This window comes from Nostoc sp. NOS(2021), assembly GCF_017115025.1.
Lineage (GTDB): Bacteria > Cyanobacteriota > Cyanobacteriia > Cyanobacteriales > Nostocaceae > Nostoc.
Genome location: NZ_JABXKM010000093.1, coordinates 32,846 through 42,948, shown reverse-complemented (window position 1 = coordinate 42,948; position 10,103 = coordinate 32,846). Strand labels below are relative to the sequence as shown.

Below are 10,103 nucleotides of genomic sequence, written 5' to 3'. Positions count from 1 at the left end.
CCCCATGCCCAATGCCCAATGCCCAATGCCCAATGCCCGCGTCTTCTTATGGTGACAACCGCTCAATTTTCCAAGTGCCATTATCTAAACGGCTATAGAGCAAGCGATCGTGCAGACGGCTAGGGCGTCCTTGCCAAAACTCAATTTCTGTGGGGATCACTCGTAAGCCTCCCCAATGAGGCGGTCGAGGAATCTCCTGATTTTCATATTTGCTCTTAAACTCCTGCAAGCGTCGCTCCAGGACTTCTCGGCTTTCTATCACCTCGCTTTGATTAGATACCCACGCACCCAGGCGACTGTTGGCAGGGCGACTGTGAAAATACTGGTCGGACTCAGTTTCGGAAACTTTCTCTACACACCCACTAATTCGGACTTGACGCTCCAGTTCTGCCCACCAAAAGACTAAAGCCGCCTGGGGATTTTCTGCCAGTTCTTGTCCTTTGTGGCTGTTGTAGTTGGTGAAGAAGGCAAAGCCCCGTTCATCAAAATCTTTGAGCAGCACGATTCTGGCTAAGGGCTTACCGTCTGGTGTGGCAGTGGCAATGGTCATGGCATTGGGTTCGGGGAGTTGTGCTGCTAGTGCCTGATCGAACCATTTTTTAAATTGGATAAAAGGATTGAGGTCTACTTCGAGTTCGCTCAAACCTTCCAAGGTGTAGTCTTTGCGAAGGTCAGCTATTGTTTTGTCCATTTTGACTTGGTTCCTTGCTATTAGATACGCTTATACTTATATGTGTTAAAAATATCTATGATGATGATCAACGCCATCAAGAATTTTTAAAATTATCTCAAGGTATATATAAAGTAGGTTGCATAAGATGCGCCGTTCGGCCTCCCTTCAACGCCTGTTAATTTATGGTCTGAGCGGTCCAATTATCGCTCTCAATGTCTGGTTGCTGTCTGTGCTTTTTCGCTATTTCCAGCATCCCATTACCGTCTTGAGCATTGCGGCGATTCTGGCTTTTCTCCTAAATTACGCGGTTAAGTTCTTTGAACGTGCTCGGATCACCCACACTCAGGCGGTGATCATAGTTTTACTTGCAACGTTAACCCTGTTTGGGATTCTGGGTGTCACCCTAGTGCCGTTGATCATTGACCAAACAATCCAACTCTTAAAGAATATCCCTGATTGGTTAGGCGCTAGTCAAGCAAACCTAGAGCAATTTGAGATGCTGGCAAAACAACGACGTTTGCCAATTGATCTGAGCGTTGTGAGCAGTCAAATCAATGCCAACATTCAGAATGTGGTACAACAGCTAGCTTCCGGTGCAGTGGGATTTGCTGGAACACTGCTGTCAGGATTACTTGACTTAGTGTTAGTCATCGTGCTTGCATTTTATATGCTTTTATATGGCGATCGCGTGTGGAATGGTCTGATCAATCTTTTGCCCTCTAATATTGGAGATCCTCTCAGCAGATCCTTACGCCTAAATTTCCAGAACTTCTTCCTCAGCCAGTTGTTGCTAGGACTTTTTATGGTGCTAACCCTGACGCCAATTTTCTTAGTGATGAAGGTGCCCTTTGCCCTGTTGTTTGCCATATTAATTGGTATTTCAGAACTCATTCCCTTTATCGGGGCGTCTCTCGGCATTGCTCTGGTGACGATTTTAGTACTGTTGCAAAATTGGTGGTTAGCAGTTCAAGTTGCCATAGCGGCAATTCTCATGCAGCAGGTTAAAGATAACCTGTTAGCGCCCAGGTTACTCGGCAATTTTATTGGACTGAATCCCATCTGGATTTTTGTGTCTATTTTGATGGGATTTGAGATTGCTGGGTTGTTAGGGACACTTGTTGCTGTTCCCATTGCTGGTACTATTAAAGGCACTTTCGATGCGATCAAGAGCGGCAAGCCGAGTGACTTTGTATCAACTGTCACTATTGCCCATGACCCACCCCCCGATTAAGAGAGAAGGTCAAAAAGAATGGGGCATAGGGCATAGGGCATGGGGCATAGGAGGGAGTTAAAAGTTAAAAGTTCACCTTCGGAAGCTCAACTTTGAGTCTTTGAGGCTGAACTTTCAAGTTCTAACTCTCCATACCCAATGCCCAATGCCCAATGCCCAATGCCCAAGTCAAAAGTTGCACAATCTGATCTCACAATTCACAATGGTGATTGATTACAAATTTCAGAGGATACTGGTAGCAGGCAATTCCTGATTAAAATCAGCGCAAGCGAACGTATAGAGTACACGCTTTGCTAATAGTCAATGAGTTTAGTGTTGAATTTACGGTCTTTTGATTTCTGCAAGCCGTACACTCGTGACTTCTAGTCATGAGTTAGAAGCCCTCTGGCATGACAGAATTGTGCAGAAAGTAGGTACATTTTACCTCTCATCTCAGACTTGCAACTGTTGTGGTTTTATTAACCCACTGGTGAAAGATTTGAAGTTGCGTGAATGGTCTTGTCCTAGTTGTAATGACTACAACTTGAGAGATGTGAATGCGGTTTTGAACATACTAGGTGAGGGATTGAGATTAATGGTTACTGAGCGTAGCTGTTCGCGCAGCGTCTCGTAGAGAAGTATAGCCGCCGTGGGTATCCCGGAGGCTCTAAACGCCTATCGAGAATCTGTAAGTCGTGAAGTAATTCAGGCAGGACTCGTTGAAGTAGGAATCGCGTGACTTCTAGTCATGCGAGGTTGAATCTCATTAATTAACTTAGAACCCGTTGATGGAAGCTTCCGAGCTATTAGAAACAATCACACTCTTGATTTACCAAGCCGAGCAGGGGGAAATTGATCCTTGGGATGTCCAAGTGATTGAGGTGATTGACCGTTACTTAGAACTGATGGCACCGCAGGCAATAGGAAGAGGCTATGAAGCGGACTTGTCTCAATCTGGACAGGCATTTTTGTCAGCATCAATGTTGGTATTATTCAAAGCCAATACCTTGATGCAATTGTCAACAGTAGGAGATGCACAAGATGGTGTAGAAGATGATGCCCTATTGTCAGGTGAAGATGGTGTATCACATCAGGGTCATCGTCTACCATTAGAACGGCAATTGCGTCGTCGTCCAGCGGCAATGCCGCCACCAAAGCGCCGGGTGACTCTGCAAGAGTTAATCGAGCAATTGCAGATCATGGCTAACCAACTGAAACTGGTAGAAAAAGTCAGCAAACCTATCCGTCCCAGGCGTCAGCCTAGCGTCCAAAGTATGCGGGAGGCCCTGGAGTTAGCTCACCAGGAAAATCTGACAGAAGTCGCTAGGGAACTGGAACAGGTGTTGAATTTATCGGCAAGAGAACTAAGTTTAGAACAAAATTGGTTGAATTTAGAACAACTTGTAGAGTTGTGGACTCAGACAAAGCTTCTCAAGCAAAATGGCTCTGGGCATGAGTCTAAACACAGTCACCTAGTTAGCGTTTTCTGGGCGCTACTACTACTCTCGGCTCAATCGAAAGTAGAGCTATTTCAAGAGGAGTTTTACGATGAGATTAAAATTCGCTTACTTAGAGATTCAGCTAACTCCTGCAAACCTTTTGAGCAGCCGAAGAACTAAGAAAGCCAAAAGTAGCTCTACAGATAATTTACAGATTTGTGCTTCAGCCCCAAAATCCGAGTAAATTGAAAAGATAAGCGATCGCTTGTCATCTAAGTATACCTATGGTTGCAATAACCACTAAATTCCTGTTATCCCTGTCTTGAAGGATAACTTAGAGCAGAAATAAAAACTGATGATTAAGTATCACTCGATGAAAGTAAACTGGCTTGTGGTTGAGGAATAAATTTTTATGAAAGCGATGATTCTCGCGGCTGGCAAGGGTACTCGCGTGCGTCCGATTACCTATACAATTCCCAAACCAATGATTCCCATCCTGCAAAAGCCAGTGATGGAGTTCTTGCTAGAACTGTTACGCCAACATGGATTTGACCAAATTATGGTCAACGTTAGTCATTTGGCTGAAGAAATAGAAAACTATTTCCGTGATGGTCAACGGTTTGGGGTACAGATTGCCTATTCCTTTGAAGGGAAAATTGATGACGAGGGTAAATTGGAGGGGGAAGCAATCGGTTCAGCTGGAGGAATGCGGCGCATCCAAGACTTCTCACCCTTTTTTGATGATACCTTTGTGGTTTTGTGCGGTGATGCTTTGATTGACTTGGATTTAACTGCGGCGGTTAAATGGCATAGAGCTAGAGGGGCGATCGCTACTATTATCACGAAATCTGTCCCCAAGGAAGAAGTTTCTAGCTACGGTGTAGTTGTGACTGACGAAGATGGTCGCGTCAAAGCTTTCCAAGAAAAACCTTCAACTGAAGAAGCCCTCAGCACGAACATCAACACAGGTATTTACATCTTTGAGCCAGAGGTTTTTGATTATATCCCCTCTGGTATCGAGTATGACATTGGTAGCCAATTGTTTCCCAAATTGGTAGAAATCAAAGCTCCCTTCTACGCCATCCCTATGGACTTTGAATGGGTAGATATTGGTAAAGTCCCAGACTATTGGCGGGCGATTCGCGGTGTGCTGCTGGGTGAAATCAAAAATGTGCAAATTCCTGGTCATGAAGTCGCCCCTGGCATCTACACTGGCTTAAATGTCGCCGTAAATTGGGACAAAGTGGATATCACAGGCCCCGTTTATATTGGCGGTATGACGAGAATCGAAGACGGAGCTAAAATTGTCGGCCCTTCGATGATTGGCCCCAATTGTTGGATATGTAGTGGCGCAACAGTAGATAACAGCGTAATTTTTGAGTGGTCGCGCCTGGGTCCGGGAGTCCGGTTAGTCGATAAGCTAGTATTTGGACGTTATTGCGTAGATAAAACTGGCGCTGCGATTGACGTTCAAGCCGCTGCTTTAGACTGGCTGATTACCGATGCCCGTCAGACAGTCCCATCACATACCCCTGTTGAGCGACAAGCGATAGAGGAATTGTTGGGGACAAACGCAAATTAGGGAATGGGGATTGGGGACTGGGTATTAGGGACTGGGGATTGGTTATTGGTATTGAGGATTGGATATTGGGAAAAAATTTCCCTAGTCCCCAGTCCCCAGTCCCTAACTATTTAAGTACGTATATCTTCTGAGGCTCTGCTCGTAGGTTTGTAGCAGCCGCTGAGATTCTGCTAGGGTGATGCGCTTTTCCTCTAAAGCTTTCTCGCAACGTTGGCGAATGTTTTCCACCATATCTTCCGAGTCATACTGGACGTAGCTCACTACTTCGCTCATGGTGTCACCTTTGACAACGTGTTCGATCTGATAGCCTTTAGGCGTTAATTGGATGTGAACGGCGTTAGTATCGCCAAATAGGTTGTGCAAATTGCCCATGATTTCTTGGTAAGCTCCATTTAAGAACATCCCCAAATAATAGGGTTCTCCGGGCTTGTAGGTGTGCAACTCTAAAACTGACTTGACATCGCGCAGGTCAATAAAGCGGTCGATTTTACCATCACTGTCGCAGGTGAGGTCTGCTAAAATTCCTCGCCGCGTTGGTTCTTCATCCAAGCGGTGGATTGGCATGATTGGGAATAGCTGATCGATCGCCCAGCAATCTGGTGCTGATTGAAACACTGACATATTCACGTAGTAGATGGAAGCCATAATCTTTTCTAGGTCTTCCAGTTCATCGGGTACGTATTCTTGCTGTCTAGTGATGTTAAGAATTTTTTGACAACAAGCCCAGTAGAGGCGTTCGGCTTTGGCTCGTTCTCTGAGGCGTAAAATTCCTAAGTTGAAGCGGCTGATAGCTTCTTCTTTGAATTGTGCAGCATCGTGATACAACTCTTGGTAATTCTCTTGGTTGATGGATTGGTAGCTTTCCCAAAGATAATTAATAATTGGGGATTCTCCCTCTTGTGGAGGTTCTGGCGCGTCGAGGGGGACATCGCTAGTACTGAGAACATCAAAAATCAGCAGCGACTGATGGGAAGCGAGCGCTCGTCCACTTTCACTAATCAGTGTTGGTACAGTAATCTGCCGTTCAGCACAGGTATCTTTTAACTCTGCCACGATGTCATTGGCATAGTTCTGCATGTTGTAATTTTTCGATGCATAGAAGTTGGTTTGGGAGCCATCATAATCTACGCCCAAGCCGCCACCAACATCAAGGTATTTCATATCCGCCCCCAGCATCGACAATTCCACATAAATGCGACTGGCTTCTTGGATGGCATCTTTAATTACATTAATGGCAGAGATTTGTGAGCCGATATGGAAGTGCATCAACTGCAAAGAATCGAGCAGGTTAGCTTCCCGTAATTTGTCAACAGCCTCGATTATCTCAGGCATTGTCAAACCAAATTTAGCGCGATCGCCACTAGAGGCACCCCAACGTCCCATGCCTTGGGTACTGAGTTTAGCGCGAACACCTAATATCGGCTTAATACCTAACTGGCGATTGGCATCAATCACCAAATCAACCTCTTCAATTTGTTCTAAGACGATGATTGGTGTTTGCCCTAGTCTTTGGGCTAACATTGCCGTTTCGATGTATTCTCGGTCTTTGTAGCCGTTGCAAACTAATAATGCTCCTGGTGTATCCAAGACAGCCAGAGCAATCATTAATTCTGGCTTGGAACCGGCTTCTAAACCAAATTGATGGGGCTTGCCAAATTTCACTAAATCCTCAATCAAATGCCGCTCTTGGTTGCACTTGACGGGAAACACACCACGGTAGACACCAGGGTAGTTGTAGCGGGCGATCGCTTTATTAAAACAAGCATTCAACCGCTCAATCCGGTCTTCCAAAATATCGGAAAAGCGAATCAACATGGGAAGTCCCAAGTTGCGCTGTTTCATGGCGTTGACCAATTCAAACAAGTCAAGAGATCCCCCGCGATCGCCCTTGGGTGCAACGGTAACGTGTCCAGCAGCGCTAATGGAAAAATAAGGTTGTCCCCATCCTTCAATGCGGTACAAGGCTTCGCTATCCTCAATTTTCCAGGAGCGAGGTAAATCTCCTGTGGTAGGACTAGGTGGTAACAGTTTTTTGTGCTTATGATCTTTCACTTCAGATTTCTGTCCATTGGACGGTAGTACCACCTCGTCAGATGTAGCAGTTGACTCAACACCCATTTCTTCCTAACCTCTGTGTTTCACCCACAAATTAACAATTTAGCGCATTCGTTTGAGAACGTATATGCACCCAAAGATAATTTCTGAGATAAACTCTGATTGGTCATTAGTCATTAGTCATTAGTCATTGGTCATTAGTCATTGGTCATTAGTACAAAACCCTTGGACTCTTGACAGAGGACGAAGAACAAATGACAAATAACAAAGAGAGTAGTCTGAGATAAGACTTCCTTAGATCAGAACTTCGGGGACAATTGACTAAATAAAAAATTCATTAAGTTTTTGGAGATCGCTTTGGAACGCACATTCTTAGCAATTAAGCCTGATGGAGTACAGCGGGGATTAGTGGGGGAAATTATCCGTCGCTTTGAAACTAAAGGTTTTACCCTAGTTGGTTTAAAGTTCCTGAAAGTCAGTCGGGAATTGGCTGAACAACACTATGGTGTTCACCGAGAACGTCCCTTTTTTGGTGGTTTAGTGGAATTTATCACTTCTAGCCCAGTGGTGGCGATGGTATGGGAAGGTGATGGCGTTATTGCATCTGCCAGAAAAATTATTGGTGCGACAAACCCCTTAACAGCAGAGCCGGGAACGATTCGCGGCGATTTTGGTCTAAATATTGGTCGCAACTTGATCCACGGTTCTGATGCTCCAGAAACCGCGCAACAGGAAATAGCCCTATGGTTTAAGGATGAAGAATTGGTCAATTGGCAACCACACTTAACGCCTTGGTTGCACGAGTAATGGAGAGTTAGGAGTTAAAAATTCATAACTAAGAGACCTGGCGAATGGAATTCGCGGCTACACAAACGAGAGCCACACCTCCGTGGGCTAAGAGAAAATTAAGGTTTTTTAACCCACGGAGGTGGGTTTTGCCTGTGTAGACGCGGTTTCTAACCGCCGATTTCACTCTCTAAGTTGACACCAATGCTGTCTCGTCCGCCCTTAACCAAAAGCGGGCAAGATACGCCCACCCTACAAGATTGGATAATTTATTTGTTGGAAATCCCTAATAACTCCTCACTCCTCACTTTTTGCTTCTCACTTAGAGACTTCGCTCTTTTCTGGTTCTACTTGGGGTAATTCAGTGCCAATACGCTTGGAAAATCCCCAGCCTAAAATTAGGAAGATGGCAGGAATCATGATCCATTCTGGTGGAACTAGATCGTCGTTCACCACTTTCAACAATAAGCGCAAGCCCACCAAGGCTACAGTTACATAGCCTGCATCTTCTAGGTTTTCAAATTCGTCTAGCCAACGGATAAACAATCCCGCCATGAATCGCAGCGTAATAATACCAACTGTTGCACCCGTCAGCACCAGCCATTTTTCTTGAGAAACTGCGATCGCAGTTGTCACGCTATCCAAAGAAAATGCCAAATCTGTAAATGCAATCACGGGTATCGCTTGCAATAACGAAGTAAAACGCGGCCCGTGATGGTGATCGTCTTCACTTTGTTGAGAGCTAAAGTGTTGGAATACCAACCACAGCAAGTAAGCAGCACCCAATAATTCAAATTGCCAGAATTGTTGCACCCAGGTGGCGGTAAGAATTAGGGTGATTCGCAGCACATAGGCAACGACTAAACCAAAGTTGAGGGCCTTACGCTCAAGTTCTTTGTCTTCTAGCCCTTGAGCGATCGCAGCCAGGGCGATCGCATTGTCGGCAGATAACACCGCCTCTAAAAATATCAGGATCAGCAGAACTATCGGGGCTTCAACGCTGAAATGAAAGTTGAGGTAATCAAAAATTTGGTCTAGCATCCGGGTTTCTCAAGCAGAAAAAATTAAAATTTGACAGTCACAGAGATTTTCATGTTAAAAAGCGCAATAAATTGCTACTCTATTCAGCTTAACGTGGTTGTGGTGCATTTTGAAGGGGGTTGAATGTGTGCGATCGCCGTACCATTAGGATATTTTTGGTACTATTCCATACACTAAAAGTATAGTATTTAGCTTGATGCGATCGCAATGGACTGCCGTCATTTCGGATCTCGAATTAGAATATAGGACTAGTATTTGATTTTTGAAATGCACGTAGTGGACCCTCAAGGCTTTAATAGTGCATTAGACGTAGACTTTTGTTGGGTGGAGCGGAGCGCAACCCAACATATATCAGGATGTTGGGTTACGCAAAGCCTCCACCCAACCTACAATTTTTTTGATATTTTATCGCCCAATTGTAGAGGGGATTGAAGTTGTGCGGGTAGTGAGTGGCTACCAAGATTTAGAGGCGCTATTTTCTGATTAAAATCACTGCTTTTTGGGTTTAGCAATGTGCTAAACCCCTACGATAGATGAAGTTCAAGTAGGGTGCGTTGCGCTACACGACAACGCACCATATTGATATGTCCTATTGCATTAAAATCTGACGGATTAAAATACTCATTACCTCGCCTGGGTTGGCGGTTGGTAGTAGCGGACTCCAATCGCCGATGCTGGCGTAGCCAATCACTTGCAGATAGTGAATTGTGCTAGTAACTGCTTTTGGAGAACCTATTAATAGATGTTTTATCGGTTCTCTTTTCGGTAATTGATTTTCAGAAGATTGATTAAGGATGGGTGTATTTAAGTTTTCGCCATCTAAGTACTGTTGTAATTCTGATTGGGCGAACTTCTGATTTTTTACAAACTTTTGTACTTGTGTCATCATTGTAATTGTCTCCCAGAATGGGGCTTTAGGGAAAGGCGATCGCAGCTTCTTGGCAGAGGGCGATCGCCTTTCTTAGGGGAGGGAACTAGATTTCTTGTTTCCCCCCTTAATAAGGGGGGATTAAGGGGGGTAATTCGACTTGTGTATACACGGTAGCTTACCAAGGGGGGACTACAGGGGGGTTTTCTTATGTGCATCTTCATACAGAATTGTTTAAGCAGCATTCCTATATTGAAATAAGTCGAGATGCCATTATTGTGCATCAGTAGTTTCCATAGCAATCTTATTTACAGCGATTTTCAGGTAAATGAACCACAAATAGACCTCTCTCCAAACCTCTCTCCTTGTAGGAGAAAGGCTTTGATTTTCTCCCCTTCCCTTGTAGGGAAGGGGCTGGGCAGGGTGGTTTCATACGAAAAAAGAAAAAT

The 10,103-nt window shown here is 44.7% G+C and carries 9 protein-coding genes; 5 read left to right on the top strand and 4 right to left on the bottom strand.

Features of this window, described 5'->3' with window-relative positions:
• Positions 1-46: 46 nt before the first annotated feature.
• Complete coding sequence (pdxH, locus tag HWQ41_RS11555) at positions 47-691, bottom strand: pyridoxamine 5'-phosphate oxidase (RefSeq protein WP_292762735.1); 645 nt, start codon at positions 689-691, stop codon at positions 47-49.
• A 127-nt stretch (positions 692-818) separates the two neighbouring features.
• Between pdxH and HWQ41_RS11550 the strand changes: the two genes are divergently transcribed.
• The 4 genes from HWQ41_RS11550 (at position 819) to HWQ41_RS11535 (ending at position 4,904) form a co-directional block, all read left to right on the top strand.
• Positions 819-1,904: an AI-2E family transporter gene (locus HWQ41_RS11550; protein ID WP_292762733.1), complete on the top strand. Its 1,086-nt coding sequence runs from the start codon at positions 819-821 to the stop codon at positions 1,902-1,904.
• A 355-nt stretch (positions 1,905-2,259) separates the two neighbouring features.
• Complete coding sequence (locus HWQ41_RS11545) at positions 2,260-2,517, top strand: zinc ribbon domain-containing protein (protein ID WP_292762731.1); 258 nt, start codon at positions 2,260-2,262, stop codon at positions 2,515-2,517.
• 154 nt (positions 2,518-2,671) lie between these two features.
• Complete coding sequence (locus tag HWQ41_RS11540) at positions 2,672-3,502, top strand: ScpA family protein (protein ID WP_292762730.1); 831 nt, start codon at positions 2,672-2,674, stop codon at positions 3,500-3,502.
• A gap of 232 nt (positions 3,503-3,734) precedes the next feature.
• Entirely contained in the window at positions 3,735-4,904 is a 1,170-nt protein-coding gene (locus tag HWQ41_RS11535) for an NDP-sugar synthase (RefSeq protein WP_292762729.1), read from the top strand.
• A gap of 102 nt (positions 4,905-5,006) precedes the next feature.
• On the opposite strand, the gene speA is transcribed toward HWQ41_RS11535, so the two are convergent.
• Positions 5,007-7,022 carry a biosynthetic arginine decarboxylase gene (gene speA / locus HWQ41_RS11530; protein WP_292762727.1) on the bottom strand — a complete coding sequence of 672 codons (2,016 nt, stop codon included), beginning with the start codon at positions 7,020-7,022 and terminating at the stop codon, positions 5,007-5,009.
• A gap of 294 nt (positions 7,023-7,316) precedes the next feature.
• On the opposite strand from speA, the gene ndk reads away from it, so the two are divergent.
• The gene (gene ndk, locus HWQ41_RS11525) at positions 7,317-7,766 is read left to right on the top strand and encodes a nucleoside-diphosphate kinase (RefSeq protein ID WP_292762725.1); all 450 of its coding nucleotides are present in this window, start codon (positions 7,317-7,319) and stop codon (positions 7,764-7,766) included.
• A 297-nt stretch (positions 7,767-8,063) separates the two neighbouring features.
• Here ndk and HWQ41_RS11520 read toward each other — a convergent pair whose 3' ends face one another.
• Positions 8,064-8,786: a TerC family protein gene (locus HWQ41_RS11520; protein WP_292762723.1), complete on the bottom strand. Its 723-nt coding sequence runs from the start codon at positions 8,784-8,786 to the stop codon at positions 8,064-8,066.
• 589 nt (positions 8,787-9,375) lie between these two features.
• Complete coding sequence (locus HWQ41_RS11515) at positions 9,376-9,675, bottom strand: hypothetical protein (protein ID WP_229483827.1); 300 nt, start codon at positions 9,673-9,675, stop codon at positions 9,376-9,378.
• Between the last annotated feature and the right edge of the window lie 428 nt (positions 9,676-10,103).

Bases quoted from the DNA above. Each gene is read 5' to 3' on its own strand.
- pdxH (WP_292762735.1), bottom strand. From the start codon at position 691: ATGGACAAAACAATAGCTGACCTTCGCAAAGACTACACCTTGGAAGGT.
- HWQ41_RS11550 (WP_292762733.1), top strand. From the start codon at position 819: ATGCGCCGTTCGGCCTCCCTTCAACGCCTGTTAATTTATGGTCTGAGC.
- HWQ41_RS11540 (WP_292762730.1), top strand. From the start codon at position 2,672: ATGGAAGCTTCCGAGCTATTAGAAACAATCACACTCTTGATTTACCAA.
- HWQ41_RS11535 (WP_292762729.1), top strand. From the start codon at position 3,735: ATGAAAGCGATGATTCTCGCGGCTGGCAAGGGTACTCGCGTGCGTCCG.
- speA (WP_292762727.1), bottom strand. From the start codon at position 7,022: ATGGGTGTTGAGTCAACTGCTACATCTGACGAGGTGGTACTACCGTCC.
- HWQ41_RS11520 (WP_292762723.1), bottom strand. From the start codon at position 8,786: ATGCTAGACCAAATTTTTGATTACCTCAACTTTCATTTCAGCGTTGAA.
- HWQ41_RS11515 (WP_229483827.1), bottom strand. From the start codon at position 9,675: ATGATGACACAAGTACAAAAGTTTGTAAAAAATCAGAAGTTCGCCCAA.